This window comes from Mesorhizobium sp. B4-1-4 (assembly GCF_006439395.2).
Taxonomy (GTDB): domain Bacteria; phylum Pseudomonadota; class Alphaproteobacteria; order Rhizobiales; family Rhizobiaceae; genus Mesorhizobium.
In genome coordinates, this window is the sequence record NZ_CP083950.1 from 284563 (window position 1) to 306829 (window position 22267).

Annotated in this window: 22 protein-coding genes; 13 read left to right on the forward strand and 9 right to left on the reverse strand. The window is 58.4% G+C overall.

The genetic code is table 11. The features are described 5' to 3' along the window. Nucleotides 1-40: 40 nt before the first annotated feature. From FJW03_RS01290 to FJW03_RS01310, 5 genes are all read right to left on the reverse strand, one after another. Nucleotides 41-475, reverse strand: coding sequence for a TIR domain-containing protein (locus FJW03_RS01290; RefSeq protein WP_226890549.1), 435 nt, complete (start codon nt 473-475; stop codon nt 41-43). Between the two features lie 32 nt (nt 476-507). Then, nucleotides 508-1101, reverse strand: a complete 594-nt coding sequence (locus FJW03_RS01295; protein WP_140763730.1) for a 7-cyano-7-deazaguanine synthase — start codon at nt 1099-1101, stop codon at nt 508-510. Next, nucleotides 1098-1787: a DNA lyase gene (locus FJW03_RS01300; RefSeq protein WP_140763733.1), complete on the reverse strand. Its 690-nt coding sequence runs from the start codon at nt 1785-1787 to the stop codon at nt 1098-1100. Before FJW03_RS01300 ends, FJW03_RS01295 begins: the two co-directional genes overlap by 4 nt. Then, complete coding sequence (locus FJW03_RS01305; protein ID WP_140763736.1) at nt 1784-3181, reverse strand: TIR domain-containing protein; 1398 nt, start codon at nt 3179-3181, stop codon at nt 1784-1786. Before FJW03_RS01305 ends, FJW03_RS01300 begins: the two co-directional genes overlap by 4 nt. A gap of 85 nt (nt 3182-3266) precedes the next feature. Further along, on the reverse strand, nt 3267-4409 hold the full coding sequence (locus tag FJW03_RS01310; RefSeq protein WP_140763739.1) for a carbohydrate kinase family protein: 1143 nt from the start codon (nt 4407-4409) through the stop codon (nt 3267-3269). Between the two features lie 141 nt (nt 4410-4550). On the opposite strand from FJW03_RS01310, the gene FJW03_RS01315 reads away from it, so the two are divergent. Further along, nucleotides 4551-5795 (forward strand): TRAFs-binding domain-containing protein, encoded by a 1245-nt coding sequence (locus tag FJW03_RS01315; RefSeq protein ID WP_140763742.1) that lies wholly within the window; start codon nt 4551-4553, stop codon nt 5793-5795. A 275-nt stretch (nt 5796-6070) separates the two neighbouring features. On the opposite strand, the gene FJW03_RS01320 is transcribed toward FJW03_RS01315, so the two are convergent. From FJW03_RS01320 to FJW03_RS01335, 4 genes are all read right to left on the reverse strand, one after another. Next, on the reverse strand, nt 6071-6373 hold the full coding sequence (locus tag FJW03_RS01320; protein WP_140763745.1) for a pYEATS domain-containing protein: 303 nt from the start codon (nt 6371-6373) through the stop codon (nt 6071-6073). 3 nt (nt 6374-6376) lie between these two features. Further along, a complete protein-coding gene (locus FJW03_RS01325) occupies nt 6377-7060 on the reverse strand; it encodes a hypothetical protein (protein ID WP_140763748.1) in 684 nt (227 codons plus the stop codon). A gap of 166 nt (nt 7061-7226) precedes the next feature. Then, complete coding sequence (locus FJW03_RS01330) at nt 7227-8333, reverse strand: pentapeptide repeat-containing protein (RefSeq protein WP_140763751.1); 1107 nt, start codon at nt 8331-8333, stop codon at nt 7227-7229. A gap of 164 nt (nt 8334-8497) precedes the next feature. Further along, nucleotides 8498-9640, reverse strand: a complete 1143-nt coding sequence (locus FJW03_RS01335) for a patatin-like phospholipase family protein (RefSeq protein ID WP_140763754.1) — start codon at nt 9638-9640, stop codon at nt 8498-8500. A gap of 558 nt (nt 9641-10198) precedes the next feature. On the opposite strand from FJW03_RS01335, the gene FJW03_RS01340 reads away from it, so the two are divergent. From FJW03_RS01340 to FJW03_RS01395, 12 genes are all read left to right on the forward strand, one after another. Beyond that, a complete protein-coding gene (locus FJW03_RS01340) occupies nt 10199-12229 on the forward strand; it encodes a conjugal transfer protein TraG (protein ID WP_140763756.1) in 2031 nt (676 codons plus the stop codon). Nucleotides 12230-12347: 118 nt separating this feature from the next. Then, the gene (locus tag FJW03_RS01345; RefSeq protein ID WP_140763759.1) at nt 12348-12761 is read left to right on the forward strand and encodes a CopG family transcriptional regulator; all 414 of its coding nucleotides are present in this window, start codon (nt 12348-12350) and stop codon (nt 12759-12761) included. After that, entirely contained in the window at nt 12758-13726 is a 969-nt protein-coding gene (gene trbB, locus FJW03_RS01350; protein ID WP_140763761.1) for a P-type conjugative transfer ATPase TrbB, read from the forward strand. The genes FJW03_RS01345 and trbB overlap by 4 nt, the downstream gene beginning before the upstream one ends. Before the next feature lie 11 nt (nt 13727-13737). Then, the gene (locus FJW03_RS01355) at nt 13738-14046 is read left to right on the forward strand and encodes a TrbC/VirB2 family protein (RefSeq protein ID WP_140763764.1); all 309 of its coding nucleotides are present in this window, start codon (nt 13738-13740) and stop codon (nt 14044-14046) included. Further along, nucleotides 14046-14318 carry a VirB3 family type IV secretion system protein gene (locus FJW03_RS01360; protein ID WP_140763766.1) on the forward strand — a complete coding sequence of 91 codons (273 nt, stop codon included), beginning with the start codon at nt 14046-14048 and terminating at the stop codon, nt 14316-14318. The genes FJW03_RS01355 and FJW03_RS01360 overlap by 1 nt, the downstream gene beginning before the upstream one ends. Further along, entirely contained in the window at nt 14312-16738 is a 2427-nt protein-coding gene (gene trbE, locus FJW03_RS01365; protein WP_140763769.1) for a conjugal transfer protein TrbE, read from the forward strand. Before FJW03_RS01360 ends, trbE begins: the two co-directional genes overlap by 7 nt. A 20-nt stretch (nt 16739-16758) precedes the next feature. Then, entirely contained in the window at nt 16759-17481 is a 723-nt protein-coding gene (gene trbJ / locus FJW03_RS01370; RefSeq protein WP_140763772.1) for a P-type conjugative transfer protein TrbJ, read from the forward strand. A gap of 32 nt (nt 17482-17513) precedes the next feature. After that, entirely contained in the window at nt 17514-18836 is a 1323-nt protein-coding gene (gene trbL / locus FJW03_RS01375) for a P-type conjugative transfer protein TrbL (protein WP_140763775.1), read from the forward strand. Next, nucleotides 18837-19568, forward strand: a complete 732-nt coding sequence (gene trbF, locus FJW03_RS01380) for a conjugal transfer protein TrbF (protein WP_140763778.1) — start codon at nt 18837-18839, stop codon at nt 19566-19568. Then, on the forward strand, nt 19558-20586 hold the full coding sequence (gene trbG / locus FJW03_RS01385; RefSeq protein WP_140763986.1) for a P-type conjugative transfer protein TrbG: 1029 nt from the start codon (nt 19558-19560) through the stop codon (nt 20584-20586). Before trbF ends, trbG begins: the two co-directional genes overlap by 11 nt. 12 nt (nt 20587-20598) lie before the next feature. Then, entirely contained in the window at nt 20599-21813 is a 1215-nt protein-coding gene (locus FJW03_RS01390; RefSeq protein ID WP_140763781.1) for a TrbI/VirB10 family protein, read from the forward strand. A 13-nt stretch (nt 21814-21826) separates the two neighbouring features. Beyond that, nucleotides 21827-22105 (forward strand): DUF2274 domain-containing protein, encoded by a 279-nt coding sequence (locus FJW03_RS01395; RefSeq protein ID WP_140763784.1) that lies wholly within the window; start codon nt 21827-21829, stop codon nt 22103-22105. Nucleotides 22106-22267 lie beyond the last annotated feature (162 nt).

Genomic DNA, 22267 nt, shown 5'->3' on the forward strand with positions numbered 1-22267 from the left:
TCGGTTCTGGTATCCGTAGCCTACGAGGCGCTTTTCGGCGTCACTTCAGTTCATTCGCCAGCTTGCTCCAAGGCACCACCTTTATTCCGGGCTGAGCAAGCCATGTTGGGATTGCAGCTGACGAAGCTGGACCTGCATGGGTCGCGATTACGGTCTTTCCGAGTGCTAGGCTCTGTTCGACTTCCCACCGGACCCAACGGCTCTGCGCCGTGCTCTCGGAGACGTATACCACAGTGGTCGAACACCGTTTTATCCTTTCGGTGATCTTACCCTTTATGTAGTCCGCCCGTTCGCTGTCATAGGGCTCGCGAACTGAGTGGTCGTTGAATTCGATGTCGCTGTTTTCGTTCTTGGCTTGACCGCGCAGTAGATTCACCTCAGCCATGTCTTCGGTCGCAAAGCTGATGAAGACGTTCCGTTTCCCGCCAGCGAGGGCGGCTTTCGCCTTCTCTTCGAGAGATCGAACGTCTCCCAAGCGATTCCAATTTCCTCCTCCTCCGCCACCCATCATTCAGCCCTTCCGAATTTGAATTCGTTGCACGCAATGCACTCGCCGCAGGCCTTTTCGCCGCCTTCGTGGCAGGAATAGGTGCCCACTATCCCCTTCAGTTGGGCAAGTTCCACAACGTCGATTTTGTGAAACTGCGAGAGTGGCGCGAGGACTTTGATGGTTCGGCCCATGCTGCGTTCGATCATTCTCTCCGCCTCCAAGAGAAAGGCTGATGTTTGATCCGGGAAAAGACTGGTTTCCTCATGGAGCAGGCCGATCGACACGGCATCGGCATTCTTCTGAAAGGCGTAGGCGGCAGCAACAAGAAGGAAGAGTAGGTTGCGACCTGGGGTGAACGCATCGCTGACGATATGCAGCGTGCTGTCCGTCAAACCTGATCGAACGAGCGATCCGAAGCCTGATAAGTCCGCAATCTTCGGCTCTGGGAGACCGAGCTTCACCATCGCTCCTTTGCACGCGGCAAGTTCCCTATCTCTTGACCGTTGTCCGTAGTCAATGAAGAGGGGATATTGAGCGAGACCCTCCTCCCGAGCCAAGGCTGCGACCAGGGTGGAGTCGAGGCCGCCCGATACCAAAGTCACGATGCTCATATCTTGGCCTCTTCCTGCCTTTTTGCTACTCTCATTACAATCCAGATTGCCCAATCCAAAATGCCCACGGGGAATCCGAGCTCACGAGCATGGCCACGCATACTTTCTTCGTCACGCTCGTATTGCTTCATGGTGGTGATCGGCCTCGACTGCACTGTTCGCAGGCCGATCAGCTGCATGTAGTCCAACACGTGCCGATCCAGGATGGCGAGCTCGTAACTAACTCCCACATTTCTCAGAAACATGCTCGCCTGTTTTGGACCAAGGCCGGGGGCCGTTTCGACCAACCAATGCCGCATCGCATCAGGGCTCTCGGACATCGTCAAAAGAGACCCGAGCGTTCCGAACTGGTCGGCTATGCGCCGTTTCGTGACTGCCAATTGCCGAGCACGAGCAACAGGAAATCGATAACTCCGCCCGCCACCCGGACTCCTGAGTATCGTGATCAGCTGATCGGTGAGCTCTCCTTCAAGATCCCCACCATGCAGAATTCCGTGAGCTTCGATCGCAGAGGCCGCCTCGGCGGCGAGCACGTACGGAACTTGACTGCTCAAAAGGCACGCTGAAAGTTCCCACCACAACTGGCGCTCACTGGTTGCTTTGGAATTTCCTGCGATTCGACTCTCGATCTCCGGACAGATGGCGCAGACGGCCGTGGTGAGCTCTCGAGCAGTGAAGGCTTTCATCGGAACAAACCTTCTACCTCTCGGTTCAGTTGCTGCGCGGCTGCCTTTCCGATTCGCTCAGCGATGAAGGCTTCCAGGCGGCTGTTCGAAATAGCGCTCCGGAGTTCCCGCATAAAGGCGGTGTAGTAGTCGATGTTGTGGAAGGCGACCTTACCGGCGAAGTCGATCTTGTCGTCAAGGAAAGCTGCGCGCGTGACTGGAGAGTCCGCCACTCCCGTCTGAAAGTTGAAAAAGTCATAGTGCTGGAAGTGGTGAAGCCGGTCGTGCTGCATGTCTGCGACAACCCGGCACCACTCAAGGCCATCGAAAGTGTCCGCGCCCGCGGCCGTCAAAATCGCGATGCTCCAAGGGTTACCGGTGCCGAGGAGGTGAACCGGCTGATAAAACGGAAGCTGGCCAAGTTTAGCTCTAATCGCCATCATCGTTCTGCAGCGCTGGAGAAGGCCAGCCCCAAGCTCACGCTCAGGAATCCCGATCAACTCTGGCTGCAGTTCTTGCGCGACCGCGAAAGCGGTATTAATGAGCATCTGAATATCATGGCCCCCCGATGCCTTTTTCGGCGCATGGACGACCGGCAGAGTCTTCAAGTTTGTCGCTGATCGATCACGCTCGACGGCGTCTATGACCGATCGCGCAGCGACCCGTGGTCTTTTGCTTGGCCGCATATCGTCAAAACAAAAGATCCAGTCGTATGAGGTACCGCTCAACGCGGCGGCCAGATCGGAAGGGTTCCACCGCTTGTTGGTAAGCCTTGAGGCTTCGTAGTTGCCTGAATCTACGAGCACAAATCCACCATTCTTACGGTATTCCTCCAATGCTGATCTCAATTGTTCCGGCTTGCGTCGCGGCACCAGGTCCCAGGCTGAGACTAGCAGGGTAGGATATCGAGAAACGTTCAGCGCCTTTACAGCTTCGCTCGGCTTTAGCTGTGTCTCGAACGAAGAAGTAGACAGGAAAAGACAGGGCAGATCCAATCCGTTCAGGGTCGCCGGTCGCCTTGGTCGATCACGAGCCGGCACAACCGCGTTAATCCGATTGACCAGCGTCCTCAAATCCGGATGATCGAACCGCTCATCCCATTCAGACAGATCGCTGTTAGAATAGCCTCCGAATCCATACGCTGCATCGCTTCCGTCCAATGTGACCGAGACCACGGGTACGTCGTTCTTCTCCGCGAGGCCCACTTCGTCACGCACCGTATCCTTCCACCGAGATGCCTTGGACCAGAAGACGAGCACGCAGCTTGCCTTCTTAATTTCCTCTTCAATCTCGGTGGCAAAGCGATGGCGGATCATTTGGTCCCACCACACGCTCCAGGTTTGGGAAAAGAAATCGAATAACTTTGCTACCTGTCTTCGATCCTCTTTGGCATAAATCAAATAGATATCAGCCACGCCCCCTCCGAATCACAACCCAAGCACTAGCACGTGTAAATCTATGCAGTTAAAGGTGCAACGCTAGTTCACAGAATTCATGCAGCTAAGCACTCCAACCGGATAAGTACAGCGCCGTTGAAAAGTCCTCGGTTGTTTCGCAGTTTGCGAAATTTGCTAAAAGGGGTTCCAAGGATCTAGCTTCCACTAATGCGATGCATCGCACACCCTCGTCGTTGAGCCGCTTGGCGGTTCGGATCCCTTCCTGGTCAATGCCGTCGACGAGCATAAGAACCGTCGAGAGATGCATCCTCTCTAACTCGACCGCTTCCAGGGCCGGGCAAATTGCATTCAAACCGAGTTCCGCCAGGCCAAATCGAGCCTCTTCGATTGTGTAGCGCCGTCCCAAAGTATCTATCGCCCCCAACAGAAGCACGTTTCCGGTGTCGCTGATGGGATGCCTTTCGACCGCTTCGCTCGGATTGGGGGGAGTGAGCGGGGCATGAGGATTGTCGCAATAGGACGCGACGTGCATGGACGCTAAATAGGCGGCATCGTAAGGCGTGAGTTTGGCCTCGGCCCAATGATGCGCGAACGCTGCGGTGAATATGTCGCCTGTTCCAATTTTAAATATGCGTTTGCTTAGGAAGGCCGGGACGGTAGACGGCAATGAACCGCGGGAAAAGACGAGGGCACCTTTGACACCCCTCTTTACGATGACGCACGCGACCCGCTTGTCCTTGAGCATCGCGTCGGCCGCATCCGCCAGGCTGCCGGTTCGAGCTGCGGCGCGGAGTTCACGCTCGTTTAGCACCAGAGCCAATTCGCTCGCACGGGAACCATTGTCGTGAAAAGGAACGAAATTTTGAGCACTCTGGGGGTCGTAAATTGCTCTATCGGCCGCAACGATCGCGTCGCCCTCGATAAAACCGAACCGCAGCACGGCATCGCCTTCCACCTTGATAGCCGGCATCCGCTTGATTTCCGCTAATGGCGGCTGCAGAAGAGGCCGAGACAGCGGGTGAAAATAGGCAAATACGATTCCGGTATGGCGACCGGCGAAGGTTGCCTGGATAGCCAGATCCTGTTTGACTCGATCGAAGCTCCCCTCGCTTTCGAAATAGCAATGCAGCCGGCTGTTAGGCGATAGGTCAACAAGCGCGCGAGCCGCCCGACCGCCGGAGCCCATAACCGCATCCCAGGACGGGTGAAGGCACAGCTCCCGATAGAGACCGCCAGCGATTTCCATATCCGGTTCTCCGCGCAAGTTTTCCGCAGGAAAGATATCCTTAGAGGATGCGCAAATAAGCCAGTGGAATAGCGACCCGGCAAGATGCCATGGCGCGCATTGTTGTGTAGGTTGATCCAACTAGGAATGATCTGGGTTCATATGCAGACCGTAGAGCACAATGTTGATGTCCGCCCAGTATGTTTTGTCGTGATGGGTTTTGGCAAAAAGACTGACTATGAAAGTGGTCGGACGCTCGACCTAGACGCGACATTTGAAGCCATAATCAAGCCGGCGGCTGAACGAGCAGGCCTGCGGGCAATCCGGGCTGTCGATATCAATGGAAGTGGTGTCATTGATGTCTCCATGTACGACCTGCTCCTGCGCGCGGACGTGGTTGTGGCCGACATTTCCACCGGTAACGTGAATGCCGTTTATGAGCTGGGCGTGCGACATGCGCTTCGGCCCAACACGACGGTGATTATGAAGGAGGACCAGGGAAGGCTATATTTCGATCTCAACCATATCAACACGTTTCACTATAAGCACCTTGGTGAGGACATCGGCAACAGAGAGGCCATTCGCGCTAGCAATGAGCTGGCGGCGCTCATCGTCAAAGCGATGGCGTCCACAACCCCAGACAGCCCCGTCTACACGTTCTTGCCGAAGCTACGGCGCCCTCGGCTTTCGGACGAACAATACGCCGAGTTGCTTGACGAGGCAGAAGAACATCACGAGGTTTTAAGCAACGTTTTGCGCGAAGGCCGGGAGGCCTTCGATCGAAGCGATATGCAAGCGGCAGCAGCCGCTTTTGCCAGAGCCTGCGAACTGAAGCCTGAGGAAGCGTCATTTCGACAGCAATATGCTCTCGCGACTTACAAAACCAAACTTCCGACCGAGGAAGAAGCCTTGCTGAACGCTCTCCGGATTATAGACCAACTCCAACCTGAAGATTCCAACGATCCTGAGACGCTTGGGATCACCGGCGCGATCTATAAACGCCTCTGGTTGCTCAGAAAAGATCGCGTTCATTTGGATAAAGCATTGCGTCTCTATGGACGGGGATTCGAAGTCAGGCGCGATTATTACAACGGCGAGAATTTAGCCACATGTTTTGACATGAGGGCGGCGGAGCAAAGTGATCCAGATGAAATCCTTTTTGATCGCATGAGCGCTAAGAAGACAAGAATTTCCCTTGTTGATATTCTATCGTCGATGATCGCCGAGCCATCGTTCCAGGAGAGATCCGACCGAAAATGGGTTTATGCAACCCTTGCAAACACAATGTATGCGCTTGAGCGGCGAGCCGAGGGGTCCATCTACGAGGAGCTATTCCGGGCGTTGAATCCTGCTGGTTGGGAGATTTCGACGTTTGAGGGCGTTAGGTCGCTATCCATACGATCCTGATTTGGATCCGCGGCCTCCGCGAGAGGAATCGGTCGCGGTGGCGCTATTCGAGATTCAGGGTGACAACCGCCGATGCTGACATCAATGAGCGGCGCGTTGTCAACGACGTCGCATCGAGTTTTCGGATTTTGGCCTCGATCCGGAATCTGGACTTCTCACCAAAGGCCGACTGGGGGTAACTGTCTGCTCTGTTCTCATGTGTTGAATAATAGTTAAACTCGTTACTTGGATTTTGCCGCATCTATATTTAGAATCTTTGAAAAAGAAAGAAGCGTTCACTTTTCGGATAATTTATTGTTCGGATAAAAAAGCTTGAGAAAATGTTGTAACTTTTGCGAACTTCCATCCTTGTTGAAAACTTGGGCAAAAACGCCGAACCCTCCCCACCCGGACGAGTGAAGGCCAAATTTGGACGCGCGGTCCTCGACGGTACGCACGGGATTCGCAAAAGTCGGATGCAGCGTGTAGATGACTTTTTCGATACCATCAAGTTCCGCCGGAGTACCCTCGACCCATATCGACCAACGCCACCAGTCATCTCCCTGATATTTACTCTTCTGCCTGATGCGGATGGTCACTTGCTATCCCCTTAGATGAACGCCGATGGCGTTGGTGCTCTCATAAGCCGAAACCCAGCTGCGTCCCTGGTGTTCGATTACCACTTGCACGAGAGCATCTTTTGGAACGCGCTTAGCCTCGACGAAGAGCCCTTGCCCGATCGGGGTGACAGACGTCGGTTGAAGAGGAAGCTCGTCGCCGTTCAAGCGGACCCGATAAAAGCATCGGAATTCGGGCTTACGATGGATCGGCCAAATCTCCTGGACGCGTTCGTCAGGCATAAGCTGCAAAGTGACGCTGATATTGCGGTGCCATTCATGCAGGAATTCAGCAATCCTGACCAAACATTCGTCTCGTTTTTCTTCCTCGTAACTGATGCGCTGGTGACCGCCGGCAATCCCCTCTTGAGGATCAACTCCTTGTTCACGGATTTCCACCGCTTGTATGGGTACCGCTAGGGCCGTCGCAATTTCGTCGAGAACCCAACGATGGCTCGTCCACATTCCATCGGCGATCTCGACCCTGCGCGTCGCGAATCCAAGCAAGGCAGACGACGTGCGAATATTGTTCCTCACAGTCTCGGTTATGACGCCGTCAATGATTTCGCCGCTGACGACCTCGTCGCCGAATGAGCGGATTAGACGATAGACAAGGTCCGTTATCCATCTGTCTCGCTCGTTGAATCCATGCGCGACGAATATTCGCATATCAATTCTTTCTAGCGTTTGGACTCGAACTGACCAAGGCCGGAAGGCGCATACTCAAAATCCTTCTCATTTTCCCTTGCTTCGATAGCGACCGCATTTGTTACCTACAGCGACTGGCGAGAGGATCACTGCACGCTGTTACAACGCTGCACCACTGAACACTGGTTCAATCTCGAAGCTCCAGAACCTTTACCTCTGCAGGACGGATTACTTTTTCACAGAGGTCAGCAAGCAATTGCTCCTGGTCAGCATAGCGATGAACCGCCAAAAACGACGGCCGGGTTCGATAAAAGTCGAACATGCCCGGCTCCTCCTGTGTTGCCAGAATTATTGATTGTACAGGCACCGAGGGGAGGTCCGGTACAATTGCACGCAGCTCTTGCAACACAGATTTGGCATCAGAAATATCTGCAACCACAAACCTCGCCATCCTTGCTAGCAGCGTGATTGTTTCGTCTGTATCGCGACCCCTAGGCCTCTCAAAGTCAAATAAGATCGGAAGGTAATCACGCTCGCGCAGTTTCTCGCGAAGAGCGTCGAGGACGGCCTTTCGCTCACCCGTGAAACGACCAAGGATCAGCACCACCTTTGAAGTAATCGTGTCGATCACGTCCCGGATCTTGTTATTGCTGAGCATTAGGTAAATGAACTGCGCGACCTCGATGTTGTCGACGGTGATCTTGGGCTCGTTGTCTGGCGCTATCACCAAGTTCTGCTGCTTAGCCCCCTCTAGTTTCAGACCCCAAGCAGATATGCCGTAGATCCTGCAGCCGGAAAGATCTGCATCCGTCAGGTCAGTGTCGACCAGGACTGCAGATTCGAGACACGCCCCGCGCAAGTCCGCTCCGCGCAGGCATGCGTCGCGGAGGTTCGCTGAGTAAAGGTTGGCCTTGCGGAGGTCCGCGCCGTTGAGGTTTGCGGGGAAGAGGTCCGCCGCGGCGAGGTTCGCCCCGCGGAGATCGGCCCCACTTAGGTCGGCCAGGTAGAGCCTCGCGCTACTAAGGTTAGCTCCGCGCAAGTCCGCTCCGTCCAGACGCGTCCCGCGGAGAATGGCCTCGGTGAGGTTCGCCCCCCTGAGATACGCTCCGCTCATGTTTGCCCCACTGAGGTTCGCCTCGCGTAAGTCCGCCCCATTCAAAATCGCTCCGGTAAGGTTCGCTGCCCGGAGCTGCGCACCCGCGAGGTCCGGGCTGATGCTGGCGTTCACCTCATGCCACGCGTTCCAGGCGGCCACGCCCTGGTTGAGCAATGCGACGTGCTGGTCGTTAGCCATGGAACGCTACCCTCTCTGCCCGACGAGCCAAAAGGCTCGTCGTCAACCCGATATTCTCCGACTGTTTGGCCAATCCAAAGGCGGGCCGAAAAGCGTCTAACGACAGGTTAGGCTCATTTCACTGCCAAGGTTGGCGTCGATTCATTGAAAGGAAATCGATATCCTCAGAAGCCGATGAAATGTTCCTTCTTTACCCTTTCGGCGGCCTTCTTGCCAACTGCATGCAGTTCGGGAATTCCGTCAATCGCGTCCATTCTTTGAACCGTCTCAGGCCGGACATTCTCTAGCCCTAAGGCATCCAAACCTGCTCGGGTCAGTTCTGCATTGTAGCGCACGTACGCGAACAGCTTATTTTCTTTCGGGAGAGGCCCAACGCTGTCGACGAGATTTCCAATCTCTCGGTCAATTGTCTGGCCTGCACGGCACTCCCCAAAGATACGGCAAAGTAGGTCTTGCTCGTTGGAAGCAGCAAACATAAGTGCCGATGGAATCGTTGTTGCGTTGAAGAGCAAGTTCATATCATTAGGATTAAGGCCAGAGCGAACATCCGGACAGGTGCCGGTACCAACCGAAACTATTAACATCTGATCGGCTCCGGTCCGCCAACGGGCTTCCGGATTGCGACTCCAGTAACGATCAACAGTAGCCATCAAAAACATTTGGAATGTGGGATTGTTATACATAGTAACTCCGCCATCGACGAAGATAAAATGCCTATCGGTGTCAGAGATGCCTGGAATAATAATCACCTCAGGTGGAAAGTAAGTTGGGGCCGCCGTGCTGGCGCGGACTAGTTGCCAAAGCGGAAGTTTGCCGTTGTCATCGGACCGATCTGGATTATTATAGTACCCGAAGGGATTATTTGACAGCGGCCATGGCGAATCGGTGGTTGCGTTGCGCATGACTAGCAACAGTAGGCTTTGCAATTTATCTGAGCCTAATGTGGTCTCACTACCAAAAACCTCCTTTAATTTAACTGCTAGCGGCTCAGAGTCGAACTTGTATTTTAGACGATCAAGAACATTAGATCTGACGAACATCTGAGCGCCGCAATTTTCATAAAAAGATTGGATATCTCTTACAGATAATCCCATGGACAATCCGGCAGCTATAATTCCGCCAGTGCTGGTACCAGCAATGTAATCGAAGTAGTGTGATAAGCGAAAGCTGTCACCATCGATATCTGGCCGCAGAAGGTTTTCCAATTTTAGGAGGATTTCCAGCGCCAGTACGCCTCGAATTCCGCCGCCGTCTATCGAAAGTAACTTCTTTTTACCTTGCCGAGTTATACGATCAATCAGAGGCATATCAAACCTTTACTTGCTTAAGGCTTAGAGATCGGATGCTGGAAGACAAAAAATATCAGTAAAACCTCCGCCACTGGTGCTTTGGTGTCCGAACCGTACGGGAACTGTTGCGCGACGCCCTTCTGAAGATAAGCCGGGATCGGCAAAGCCTGCAAGTCGATGTTTGCGTTAAGTTTAGAATGGATATTCCCAAAGGGGGGTCTGTAAGGCTTTGCGGCTTTCATCCATTGGTATTGCTTGAACCGATGCCGCATTCGGCTACAACGCGCACAGCTAGGACGCTGGATTGGTTAAGGTGGCACCTTTCAGGTGAGACAAGGGGGCATTCAGGCCCCGGTCAAGCCTCGAAAATGCACGGCGGGACGACAATGTTCTGCGCATTGCCGGCTGCGCGATTGCTACATGCAGGACATGGCCGGTTCTTGGATACCCAGTGGCCCCGACCGCCATCCATCAACTAGGTCCTTCGCCACACTAGATCGCATATAAGCGGCGTTTCCGTTCAGACCGCAAAGCGCGATGCTTGCTCAAACCCTCCCGGAGGAACCGAGCGAGCCAATGACCCCCACAAAGCTATTGATTGGGCAAATCGCCGTAGTATTCGCCACCGCTATTCTCGGAGTATGGACGGCAACGCAATGGAGCGCCTACGCGCTGGACTATCAGCAGCAGCTTGGCACACCATGGTTCCTCGCGGTCGGCCGGCCGATCTATAAACCGTGGAAACTGTTCGAATGGTGGTATCATTTTGATGCCTATGCGCCTGAGGTCTTCGACAAGGCAGGCATGCTTGCCGGCGCTAGCGGATTCTTGGGCTGCGCTGGTGCAGTCGCGGGTTCGCTCTGGCGCGCGCGGCAGCGTGGACTGGTTACCACCTATGGCTCCTCACGATGGGCCGTGAAGCAGGAAATCGAAAAAGCAGGGCTGTTTCGACCGGCCGGTGTTTTCCTCGGCGAGCTTAAGGATCGATATCTGCGCCATGACGGGCCGGAGCACGTCATGGCCTTTGCGCCGACACGTTCGGGCAAGGGCGTCGGATTGGTTGTTCCAACCCTGCTTTCCTGGACCGGCTCGGCTGTCATCCATGACATCAAGGGCGAGAATTGGCAGCTAACTGCCGGCTGGCGGTCGAAGTTCTCGCACTGTCTGTTGTTTAATCCAACCGATCCGAGGTCGGCGCGCTACAACCCGCTGCTGGAGGTGCGCAAAGGTCCTAATGAGGTCCGCGACGTCCAGAACATCGCTGACATTCTTGTCGATCCTGAGGGCGCGCTCGAGCGGCGCAATCACTGGGAAAAGACCAGCCATTCCCTGCTGGTTGGCGCCATTCTGCACGTGCTCTACGCCGAAGAGGAAAAAACACTTGCCCGCGTCGTCACGTTCCTGTCGGACCCGCAACGCTCGTTTGCCGCAACACTTGGGCGGATGATGACGACCAACCACGTCGGAACGGCGGACAGGCCTCAAGTGCATCCGGTCGTGGTCTCGGCGGCCCGTGAGGTGCTGAACAAGTCAGAGAACGAGCGTTCGGGCGTGCTCTCGACTGCCATGTCGTTTCTCGGCCTCTATCGCGATCCCACCGTGGCGGCGACAACATCGGCCTGCGATTGGCGCATTGCTGACCTCATGGATGCACAACTCCCAATGTCGCTCTATCTGGTGGTGCCGCCATCGGACATCTCGCGAACCAAGCCGCTGGTGCGACTGGTGCTCAATCAGATCGGCCGGCGGCTCACCGAGCGGCTGGAGGGCGATCCGAAGAAGAGCCGCAAGCATCAACTGCTGATGATGCTCGACGAATTTCCGGCACTCGGGCGCCTCGACTTCTTCGAGACCGCGCTCGCCTTCATGGCCGGCTATGGCATTCGCGCTTACCTGATCGCGCAATCCTTGAACCAGATCTCGAAAGCTTACGGCGAGAACAACGCCATTCTCGACAACTGCCATGTCCGCATTGCTTTTTCTTCCAATGACGAACGCACTGCCAAGCGCATTTCGGACGCGCTCGGTACCGCCACGGAACTCAGATCCATGCGCAACTATGCCGGCCATCGGCTGGCCCCCTGGCTTTCGCATGTCATGGTCAGCCGCCAGGAGACCGCCCGGCCGCTGCTGACGCCGGGCGAGGTGATGCAATTGCCGCCATCGGACGAACTAGTGCTGGTTTCGGGGCTGCCGCCGATCCGTGCCAAAAAACTGCGCTACTATCAGGATCAAAATTTCACCGAACGGGTGCTGCCCGCGCCGGTGTTGCGTGACGGTCCCTACGCGGACTGCCCTGCATCGCGCCCGGACGATTGGACTGGGCAGGTGCGCAGCGTCGATCGCCGTCTTGTTGCCGACGGCGAAAGCGCCGGCGCCACGATCGAAGACGAGGGCGGTGTCCAACAGCAGCGCCATCCCGGGTTGCCTGAAGAACCGACCGACGTCACTCAGGAGCCCGACCAGGAAGATCTTCTCAAGCCTGCCGACGATGATAGCGAGACGATCGCTGATAAGCGCGTCATGGACCGGATTTCCACCGCGACACGCGCCTACGGCATCAATGAGGGTAGGGGCGACGAGAAGGACATCGTCCCCGGCTTCTAAAGCTCGCTCAAAGGCAAAGCGCATCTCGGCGTAGATAACGGCCATAAGCGATTTCGAGCGTCTGGTGGATGCTTGTTCCCGTCGCCGGCGCAATGCCGGCCTTTCGAGAACAAGCCGCATGAAACCCCACCGCATTCGCCATCAGTTTCTGCTTGAGCCGGAGCTCAGCGAGAAGCTGGACAAACTCAGCCGCGATCCATCGACGACCAAATCGGCGATCGTGGCGAAGGCGGTCGAGGCGTTCATCGAGCGGCGTGGCGAGAACGAGCTCGACCGGCGCTACGGCTTGAGGCTCGACCGTCTTTCCCGCGACCTCGCTCATATCAGGCGCGATGCCGAGATGATCCTTGAGAGCCTCGCGCTCTTCATCCGGTTTTCGATCACGCTTCATGCTCACACGCCGGTTCCGGACAAGGCAACGCAGGCGATCGCCCAGGAACGCTTCGACAAATTCGTCGAGCAAGTCGGCCGCCAAATTGCTTCCGGGAAACGCTCGCTTGGCAAAGGCAGTGACGTGGGAGTGGAAGGATGACCTCCCATCCCGAAGCCGACCATCGCCGTCGCGCGATGCTGCGAACCGCCATGGGCCTAGCGATCACCGAGGCGCTTTCCGATCCATTGGTCATCGAGGTGATGCTCAATCCCGACGGCGCGTTGCGGCTCGACCGTCTCGGAGAAGGCCGCGTCGATACCGGCGTGCACATGCACCCTTCAGAGGCCGAACGCATCATCCGTCTGGTTGCCTCCCATGTGCGCGCCGAGGCGCATGCCGACAACCCGATCGTCAGTGCCGAACTACCCTCGGGCGAGCGTTTCGAAGGCTTGCTGCCACCCGTCGTGCTGGCGCCATGCTTCGCCATTCGCAAACCAGCGGCAAAACTCTACACGCTGGCCAACTATGTCGCCGATCGCATCATGTTGCCACTCCAGGCTGATGCGCTGAGGAACGCGGTACGCGATCGGCGCAACATTCTGGTCGCTGGCGGCACTTCGTCGGGCAAAACGACGCTGGCCAATGCGCTGCTGGCCGAAGTTGCCGAATGCGACGAGCGGGTGATCCTGATCGAGGATACGCGCGAACTGCAATGCGCGGCAAAAGACTGCGTTGCCCTGAGAACCAGGCGGGGCTCGGTCACGCTTGCCGATCTCGTGCGCTCGACGCTACGCCTCAGACCCGACCGCATCATCGTTGGCGAAGTCCGGGGCGCGGAAGCGCTCGACATGCTGAAGGCCTGGAACACCGGGCACCCAGGTGGCATCGCCACGGTTCATGCCAATTCGGCGCGATCTGCCCTCTACCGGATCGAACAGCTCGCCCAGGAAGCCGTCGTCACCGTTCCCCGCCGCCTCATCGCTGAGGCGATCGACCTGATCGTCTTTATCGCCGGACGCGGATCCTCACGCCGCATCGACACGATCGCCGAGGTCACCGGTCTCGACGGCAGCGGCGATTACGCCGTCGCCCAACTCACGCTTCCGCAACTCCAGCAGCTTTGAAAGGTACCCTCATGCGCAAGAGGCTTCGCATTCTTTCCTCCGCCGCGCTCGCGGTTCTTATCACGGCCCCGGCTTTCGCCGCGGGTTCCGGCATGCCTTGGGAACAGCCATTGCAACAGATTCTGGAGTCGGTGCAGGGGCCCGTCGCCAAGATCGTCGCGGTGATCATCATCATCACCACCGGGCTGACACTTGCCTTTGGCGATACCGCCGGTGGTTTCCGTCGACTGATCCAGATCGTCTTCGGCCTCTCGATCGCCTTCGCGGCGTCGAGCTTCTTCCTCTCTTTCTTCTCCTTCGGCGGCGGGGCGCTCGTCTGATGGCGGCCGGAGAGCAGCACATCGAGGGCTTTGAAGTTCCTGTCCACCGGGCGCTGACCGAGCCGATCCTGCTGGGCGGAGCGCCTCGAGCGGTGGCGATCCTCAACGGCACGGTGGCTGCGGCCATCGGTCTTGGTTTGCAGCAGTGGATCGCAGGCATGCTGCTTTGGATTGCCGGTCACACGCTCGCGGTCTTTGCCGCACGCCGGGATCCGGAGTTCGCCAGCGTGCTTGTCCGCCACCTTCGCCTGAAGGCATGGCTTGCATGCTGAATCTTTCAGAGTATCGCGGCAAGGCCGACCGGCTTGCCGACCATTTGCCCTGGGCCGCACTGGTGGCGCCCGGTATCGTCCTCAACAAGGACGGCAGCTTTCAGCGCACGTTTCGGTTTCGCGGACCCGATCTCGAAAGCGCGACGGAAGCTGAACTCGTCGGCGTCTGCGCGCGGGCAAACAACGCGCTCAGACGCTTGGGCTCCGGCTGGGCATTGTTCTTCGAGGCGGAGCGCATCGAAGCGCTGGGCTATCCGCATTCGCGTTTCCCCGACGCGGCCTCATGGCTGGTCGATGAGGAACGGCGTGCGGCCTTCGAGGGCAAGGTCACGCATTTCGAGAGTCGCTACCATCTGACCTTGCTGTTCATGCCGCCGCCGGACAGCCAGGCGCGGGCGGAAAGCGCCCTCGTCGACTCTCATCGTTCAGAAGGCAAAAGAGACTGGCGCCAGGAGGTGGCGCGGTTCCGTGACGAGACCGACCGCGTTCTAGATCTTCTGTCGGGCTTTATGCCCGAGGTGCGCGCGCTCGACGATGCCGAGACGCTGACTTACCTGCACGGCACGATCTCGACCCGTCGCCATCCGGTCGCCGTGCCTGAGACGCCGATATACCTGGATGGCATCCTGGTCGATGCGCCACTTACCGGCGGCTTGGAGCCGGCGTTGGGTGAGCAGCATCTTCGCACGCTTACCATCCTCGGCTTCCCGAACCTCACACGACCCGGAATACTCGACGCACTTAACCATCAGGATTTCGCTTATCGCTGGATGACGCGTTTCATTCCGCTCGACAAGACCGAAGCCACTAAAACTCTGACACGGCTCCGGCGGCAGTGGTTTGCCAAACGAAAGTCGATCGCGGCAATCCTCCGGGAGGTAGTCACCAACGACCCGGTTCCTCTGGTCGACAGCGATGCCGACAACAAGGCGCTCGACGCCGACGAAGCACTCCAGGCGTTGGGCGGCGATCATGTCGGCTTCGGCTATCTCACCACGACCGTGACGGTGTGGGACGAGGATCGCCAAGCCGCCGCGGAGAAACTTCGCACGGTCGAGCGCATCGTCAACGGACTTGGCTTCACTACGATCCGTGAAAGCGTCAATGCCGTAGAAGCGTGGCTCGGCTCGTTGCCCGGCCATGTCTATGCCAACATTCGCCAGCCGCTCATTCACACACTGAACCTTGGCCATCTGATGCCGCTGTCATCGGTGTGGGCCGGCCCGGCGGAGAACGAACATCTGGCCAAGGTCACCCAGACCGAAGCCCCGCCGCTTCTCTTCGCCGAGACCAGCGGTTCGACTCCGTTCCGGCTTTCCACCCATGTCGACGATGTCGGCCACATGCTGATCGTCGGGCCGACCGGCGCCGGCAAGTCGGTTCTACTCGCCCTGATCGCTTTGCAGTTCCGCCGCTATGCCGGCGCGCAGATCTATGTCTTCGACAAGGGCAATTCGGCCCGCGCGGCGACACTCGCCACGGGTGGAGAGCACCACGCGCTCGGCGCGGATGGCACACTCGCCTTCCAGCCACTGCGCAACATTAACGACCCAGGTACCCGCAGTTGGGCAGCCGAATGGATCGCCGGTCTCCTTGCTCATGAGAACGTCACCGTCACGCCGGAAGTGAAGGAGGCGCTCTGGTCGGCGCTCGGCAGCCTTGCCACTGCGCCGGCGCAAGAACGCACACTGACCGGCCTGTCGGTCCTGCTTCAGTCCAACGCGCTGAAGTCCGCATTGATGCCCTACACGCTCGACGGTCCCTTTGGTCGGCTGCTCGATGCCGATGACGATCGGCTGGCCCTGTCGGATGTGCAGTGCTTCGAGACCGAGGAACTGATGCACAGCCAGGGCGCCGTCCTGCCAGTGCTCACCTATCTGTTCCATCGTCTCGAGGAGCGGTTCGACGGGCGGCCGACGCTGCTCATGCTCGACGAAGCCTGGGTCTATCTCGACAATCCGCTGTTTGCCGCCCGCATCCGCGAATGGCTGAAGGTGCTGCGTAAGAAGAACGTATCGGTCATCTTCGCCACGCAATCGCTTGCCGACATCGCCGGCTCTTCAATTGCGCCTGCGATTATAGAGAGCTGCCCACAGCGCATCTTTCTTCCCAATGATCGTGCCGTGGAGCCGCAGGCGAGGGCGGCCTACGAACGCTTCGGTTTAAACGAGCGGCAGATCGAACTGGTCGCCCGCGCCACGCCGAAGCGCCAATACTATCTGCAATCGCGTCGCGGCAACCGTCTGTTCGAGCTGGGCTTGGGTCCGATCACACTAGCGCTTTGTGGCGCCTCCGATCCAGCCACGCAGACGCTGATCGACAGCGTCTTGTCCGAAGACGGGCAGGAGAGCTTTGCTTTCCGATTCCTCAGTGCGCGTGGCTTCGATTGGGCCGCCGAGCTTCTCCTGCAATTCCCTTAATCTGACATGGAGCAATTGTCATGATGCGACGCCGCCTTCTCTCCAGCCTGATTGTTTCCCTGATCGCCATGCCGATGGCCGACTATGTCCGGCCGGCCAACGCACTCATCGTATTCGATCCATCGAACTATACGCAGAACGTGCTGTCGGCGGCGCGCGCGTTGGAGCAGATCAACAATCAGATACAATCTCTCCAGAACCAGGCGACCATGCTGCAGAACATGGCGCGCAATCTTCAAAGTCTGGATTTTTCTTCCGTGGGCCAGCTTACCGGTTCATTCCAACGCATCGACGGGTTGATGGACCAGGCAAGTGGCCTGAGTTTTGATCTCGATAAGGTCCAAGACCAGTGGCGCCGGCAGTATCCAGACAGCTACGACGCCACGATCAAGGTCAGCGACGTGGCAAGCGCTGCGCGCGAACGCTGGCAGAGCGCCATGCAAGCGTTCCGCCAGACCATGGGTGTTCAGTCGCAGATCGTGGACAATGTGCGCGGCGATGGCGAACTGCTCACCGATCTCGTCAACCGCAGCCAGGGTGCGGCCGGTGCGCTCGAGGCAAGCCAGGCCACCAATCAGCTGATTGCGCTTTCGACCAAGCAGCAGATGCAGATCCAGACGCTGCTCGCCACGCAGTTTCGGGCTGAGGTCGAGGATGCGGCGCGCAAGGCGCAGTCCGAGGAAGCCGCACGCCAGACGACGAAGCGTTTCCTGGGCACCGGCACGGCCTATCCCGGCAACTGATCACCAGTCTTTGCGATGAGGAAGGCGGCGGCATGAACGACCTCGGGGTAATCGATCGCTTCATGGAGACTTTTACCCGCTACATCGACAGCGGGTTCGGTCTGCTTTCGGGCGACGTCGCCTTCCTTACCACCACGCTGATTGGCATCGACATCACGCTTGCCGGTCTGGCCTGGGCGCTCGGAGGCGAGCCCAATATTTTCGGCCGGCTCATTCGCAAGGTGCTCTATGTCGGCGTCTTCGCCTTCATCCTGAACAATTTCAAGAACCTGGCCGACATCATCTATCGATCCTTTGCCGGGCTTGGGATCAACGCGTCTTCTGGCAATCTCTCCGCAGACAATCTCCTGCATCCAGGCCGGATTGCCGCGACCGGTTTCGAGGCCGCTTGGCCACTGCTCGATCAAGCAAGCCAGCTTCTCGGCTTCCCGGAAATCTTCGGCAATGCGCTCACCATCTTCGTGCTGCTTCTGGCCTGGTTCCTGGTCATCATCGCCTTCTTCATTCTTTCGATCCAGCTCTTCATAACCATCCTGGAGTTCAAGCTCACCACGTTGGCCGGCTTCGTTCTAGTTCCGTTTGCACTCTGGAACCGGTCGGCGTTTCTGGCCGAGCGCGTGCTCGGCAATGTCATCTCGTCGGGCATCAAGGTGATGGTGCTTGCCGTAATTGTTGGCATCGGCTCCACGCTCTTCGGTGAGTTCGCTGCCGCGCTGCAAGGCAAGGAGCCGGACCTGGCCGCGGCCATGTCGCAGGTCCTTGGAGCGCTGTCTCTGCTTGGCCTCGGCATTTTTGGGCCTGGGATCGCTTCGGGTCTTGTATCCGGTGCGCCGCAGCTTGGTGCGGGCGCCGCACTTGGTACCACGGCGGCCGCGGCCGGTGCATCGCTCGTTGCCGGAGGTGCGGCATTTGCCGGCGCCCGCATCGCAGCAGGCGGCAATCTCGCCGCAGTCCGTGCCGGCACAACCATGGGATCGGCCGCTTCCTCGGCTTGGCAGCTGGGACGCGCAACCTCACCTGACTCCGGCCTGTCCGGTGTGACTGCTGGAATGCAGGGCGTGGCGGGTGCCGCCGGCGGCGTGGCTATGCGCGCGGCTCGGTCTGCTACAGGAGGGTTCGGACGCGGTGCGGATGCTGGTCGCGAAGCCGCATGGACCGCAACTGGCGGTACACCAACCGCGTCAATGACCGGAAGCCTTGCCAGTGCAGGCCCGGATGCCGCACCCGCCTGGGCCAAGCGCCTGCGTTCCGAACAGACCGCCCGCGCCCATCGACATGCCGCCACGCAGGCCGTCCGTGACGGCGACAGGCCGGGCGGCAGCGCCAATCCCTCTCTCAACGACAAGGATGACTAGATGCTCTTCAAGCGACCCGTTCAACGCTACGGCAGGACGCCCGAGCCGGTCACGCCGTATCAGAAGGCCGGCCAGCTCTGGGACGAGCGCATCGGCTCATCTCGAGTGCAGGCGAGGAACTGGCGGCTGATAGCCCTCGGCTGCCTGGCCTTGGCGACAGGACTTTCCGGCGGACTTGTGTGGCAGTCGATGCAAAGCCGGGTCGCACCTTATGTCGTCGAGGTCGACCGGTTCGGCGAGGCACGCGCCGTTGCGCCGGCAATCCGCGACTACGAACCCACCGATGCCCAGATCGCCTGGCATCTCGGCCACTTCATTCAGAGCGTCCGCTCGATCTCCACCGATCCGGTGCTGGTGCGGCAAAACTGGCTGGCAGCCTACGACTTTGCCACCGATCGCGCGGCGCTCTTCCTCAACGAATACGCCAAGGCGAACGACCCTTTCGGTCAGATCGGCACGCGCAGCGTCTCGGTCCAGGTGACCAGCGTCGTCAGGGCTTCCGATAGCTCGTTCCAGGTCAAATGGACTGAGCAGGTCTTTGAGCGCGGCAGCCTGGCCAGCACGACGCGCTGGACCGCGATCCTCACCATCGTGATCCGCCCACCGAGCAATACGGACCAACTGCGCAACAATCCGCTCGGCGTCTTCATCAACGCCATCGACTGGTCGCGTGAGCTCGACAGCGCCGCGCCGACATCCGTTTCCCCGAAGGAGCCAGCCAATGACAAATAGAGCCCAAGCATTCCGCGCCACGCTGATCCTGTCGGTCTCGGCAGCAGTCCTATCAGCCTGTGCGTCGAAGCCGGTGCCACCGCCTGCGATTTCCTATGATGCTGCCGACTTCAAACCGGCGGCAATCGAGAAGGCGCCGGAGAGGCCGGTGAAGATCGTTGAGATCCCAAAGCCATTGGCGCTGCCCGGTCAGTTGCAGCCCGAACCGGGCAAGGCCGTCAACGACCAGCGTTCCCCTGAAGAACGCGTCACTGATGCCAACAAGGCGGCGACGCAGCAACCCACCAGGTACGGCTATGTCAATGCGGTTCAGGTCTATCCCTTCACGGATGGCGCACTCTATCAGCTTTATGCCGCGCCCGAACGCGTCAGCGATATCGCTCTGCAACCTGGCGAGAAACTAACGGCCGTGTCGGCCGGCGATACGGTGCGCTGGGTCATTGGCGACACCGTCAGCGGGAACGGCGACAACCAGCGCACCCATGTGCTGGTAAAACCCTTCGCGCCGGGGCTTAGCACCAATCTGGTGATCACCACGGAACGGCGGACGTACCACCTACAACTTCAAAGCACCGAGAAGACCGCGATGGCAGCAATCTCCTGGACGTACAGCGAGGACCAGATCATTGCGCTACGCCAGCGTAACGCTCAGGCCGAGGCTGTCCTGCCGGTAGCGTCGAATGTGGCACTCGAGGACATTCGCTTCCGCTACTCGATTAGCGGCGACACACCGCCCTGGAGACCGACGCGCGCTTTCGACGATGGCAGCAAAGTCTATATCGAATTCCCGGGTCGCATCGATCAGGGTGAGGCACCGCCGCTCTTCATCGTCGGTGCTGACGGGAACAACCAGCTCGTCAACTATCGGATGCGCGGCAACTACTACATCGTCGATCGCCTATTTGCGGCGGCTGAACTGCGGCTCGGCAGCAAGCAGCAGCAAGTGGTGCGCATCACGAGAACCGACGGACGACAGCCGCCCCGGCGTATCCCGCTATTTTCGCGTTCCAGTCGCTGAGGGGAGGGGTTCATGACCGATACTTCCCAACCCGCTGCGCCGCCGAAACTCGACCCCGAGCAGCTACAGTTGCGGGCCTCACCCCGCCGCGCGGTGCGGTTCAGGCGCGGTGTGATCGTCGCCATCGCCGCAGTCGGATCCGGTGCCATCCTGGGCGTCACGATGATAGCGCTTCAGGGACCTGCCTTGCGCATGAGAGAGCAGGCGGAAGACCTCTACAACACCGACCACAAGCCAACCGCGGAGGGACTCGACACGCTTCCCAAGGACTATTCCGGAATGAACCCGAAGCCTCCCATGCTAGGACCGCCGTTGCCCGGTGACCTCGGCCGTCCGATCCTGGAACGGCAGCGGCAACTCGGCATCGCGCCGGGGCAGGAGGCATCCGCCGAAGAGCAGCGGCTGGCCCAGCAGGCGATTTCGGCGCGTGAATCGCAAGTCCTCTTCCGCATCGTCAATCGAGCCACCCAGACAGATCTCGCCGGTAATGGGCGAGGTGCGCAGCAGCCGTTTGAGGCGCTTCCGCAGTTCGATGTGAGAAGCGGGTTGCCCTCGGTTGCACCAGCCGAGGGCGACCAGAACAACCAACAGCGCAAGCTTGATTTCATCAGTCAGCAGGACTCGCGTGGGATCTATAATCCGCATGCGCTACAGACGCCTGCTTCGCGATATCAGCTCATGGCTGGGAGCGTGATCGCCGCTAGCCTCATCACCGGCATCAATTCCGACTTGCCAGGTTTGGTCGTCGCGCAGGTCACCGAGAATGTGCACGACACGGTCACGGGCAACACCTTGCTCATCCCGCAGGGCTCACGGCTGATTGGCACCTATGACAGCGTCGTCGCGTTTGGCCAAAAACGCGCACTGCTGGTCTGGCAACGCATTGTGATGCCTGACGGCTCGTCGATCGAAATCGACAATCTGCCCGCGGCAGACACCGCCGGTTATGCGGGGCTGGAAGACAAGGTGGATTTCCACACCTGGCAGTTGATCAAAGGCGTTGCGCTGGCCACCTTGCTGGGCGTTGGCACTGAATTGAGCTTTGGAGAAAACGAAAGCGATCTCGTCAAGGCAATCCGGGAATCCGCCCAACAGAACGTCAGCCAAGCCGGCCAACGCATCACGGGGAAGAACCTCAATATTCAGCCCACCATCACCGTCCGCCCTGGTTGGCCACTGCGAGTCATCGTGCACAAGGATCTTGTGCTCCGGCCATACCAAAGTTGAACAGGAGTAGCTCATGGCCGATCTGAAACTGAGAAAGCTTCCAGACCGGACGCCTTCCAAGATCACCATCACTGTTAGCGCGGATCTTAGCCGAGCGCTCCACGACTATGCGGCGCTTTACCGTCAGACCTACGGCGAGTCGGAAACGGTGGCTGAACTCATTCCATTCATGCTGTCGGAGTTCCTGGAAAGCGACCGAGCCTTTGCCAAGGCAAGAAAGGAAGGCCTGCCCGGAGTTGGGATATCGGAGAAACCGCGACGGCAATCTGCTTCAACAGCAGACAATGTGTAGCGCAGGCTATGGTTTCGCGCACACAGGCTGGCGGCAACGTAGAGCCATCCTTCGGCGGTCCAGCAACAGTTAGCTGTGAATTACTTTGGCTTCACAGCCCTCGACTCCGTAACGAACTTCGTATTTACTCAAGTGGCCGATACCGCATTCCGCGCGAGCCTT

What these genes read in the sequence shown, in the direction of transcription:
- FJW03_RS01295 (WP_140763730.1), bottom strand. Translation starts at nt 1,101, where the DNA reads ATGAGCATCGTGACTTTGGTATCGGGCGGCCTCGACTCCACCCTGGTC.
- FJW03_RS01300 (WP_140763733.1), bottom strand. Translation starts at nt 1,787, where the DNA reads ATGAAAGCCTTCACTGCTCGAGAGCTCACCACGGCCGTCTGCGCCATC.
- FJW03_RS01310 (WP_140763739.1), bottom strand. Translation starts at nt 4,409, where the DNA reads ATGGAAATCGCTGGCGGTCTCTATCGGGAGCTGTGCCTTCACCCGTCC.
- FJW03_RS01315 (WP_140763742.1), top strand. Translation starts at nt 4,551, where the DNA reads ATGCAGACCGTAGAGCACAATGTTGATGTCCGCCCAGTATGTTTTGTC.
- FJW03_RS01325 (WP_140763748.1), bottom strand. Translation starts at nt 7,060, where the DNA reads ATGCGAATATTCGTCGCGCATGGATTCAACGAGCGAGACAGATGGATA.
- FJW03_RS01330 (WP_140763751.1), bottom strand. Translation starts at nt 8,333, where the DNA reads ATGGCTAACGACCAGCACGTCGCATTGCTCAACCAGGGCGTGGCCGCC.
- FJW03_RS01335 (WP_140763754.1), bottom strand. Translation starts at nt 9,640, where the DNA reads ATGCCTCTGATTGATCGTATAACTCGGCAAGGTAAAAAGAAGTTACTT.
- FJW03_RS01340 (WP_140763756.1), top strand. Translation starts at nt 10,199, where the DNA reads ATGACCCCCACAAAGCTATTGATTGGGCAAATCGCCGTAGTATTCGCC.
- FJW03_RS01345 (WP_140763759.1), top strand. Translation starts at nt 12,348, where the DNA reads ATGAAACCCCACCGCATTCGCCATCAGTTTCTGCTTGAGCCGGAGCTC.
- trbB (WP_140763761.1), top strand. Translation starts at nt 12,758, where the DNA reads ATGACCTCCCATCCCGAAGCCGACCATCGCCGTCGCGCGATGCTGCGA.
- FJW03_RS01355 (WP_140763764.1), top strand. Translation starts at nt 13,738, where the DNA reads ATGCGCAAGAGGCTTCGCATTCTTTCCTCCGCCGCGCTCGCGGTTCTT.
- FJW03_RS01360 (WP_140763766.1), top strand. Translation starts at nt 14,046, where the DNA reads ATGGCGGCCGGAGAGCAGCACATCGAGGGCTTTGAAGTTCCTGTCCAC.
- trbE (WP_140763769.1), top strand. Translation starts at nt 14,312, where the DNA reads ATGCTGAATCTTTCAGAGTATCGCGGCAAGGCCGACCGGCTTGCCGAC.
- trbJ (WP_140763772.1), top strand. Translation starts at nt 16,759, where the DNA reads ATGATGCGACGCCGCCTTCTCTCCAGCCTGATTGTTTCCCTGATCGCC.
- trbL (WP_140763775.1), top strand. Translation starts at nt 17,514, where the DNA reads ATGAACGACCTCGGGGTAATCGATCGCTTCATGGAGACTTTTACCCGC.
- trbF (WP_140763778.1), top strand. Translation starts at nt 18,837, where the DNA reads ATGCTCTTCAAGCGACCCGTTCAACGCTACGGCAGGACGCCCGAGCCG.
- trbG (WP_140763986.1), top strand. Translation starts at nt 19,558, where the DNA reads ATGACAAATAGAGCCCAAGCATTCCGCGCCACGCTGATCCTGTCGGTC.
- FJW03_RS01390 (WP_140763781.1), top strand. Translation starts at nt 20,599, where the DNA reads ATGACCGATACTTCCCAACCCGCTGCGCCGCCGAAACTCGACCCCGAG.
- FJW03_RS01395 (WP_140763784.1), top strand. Translation starts at nt 21,827, where the DNA reads ATGGCCGATCTGAAACTGAGAAAGCTTCCAGACCGGACGCCTTCCAAG.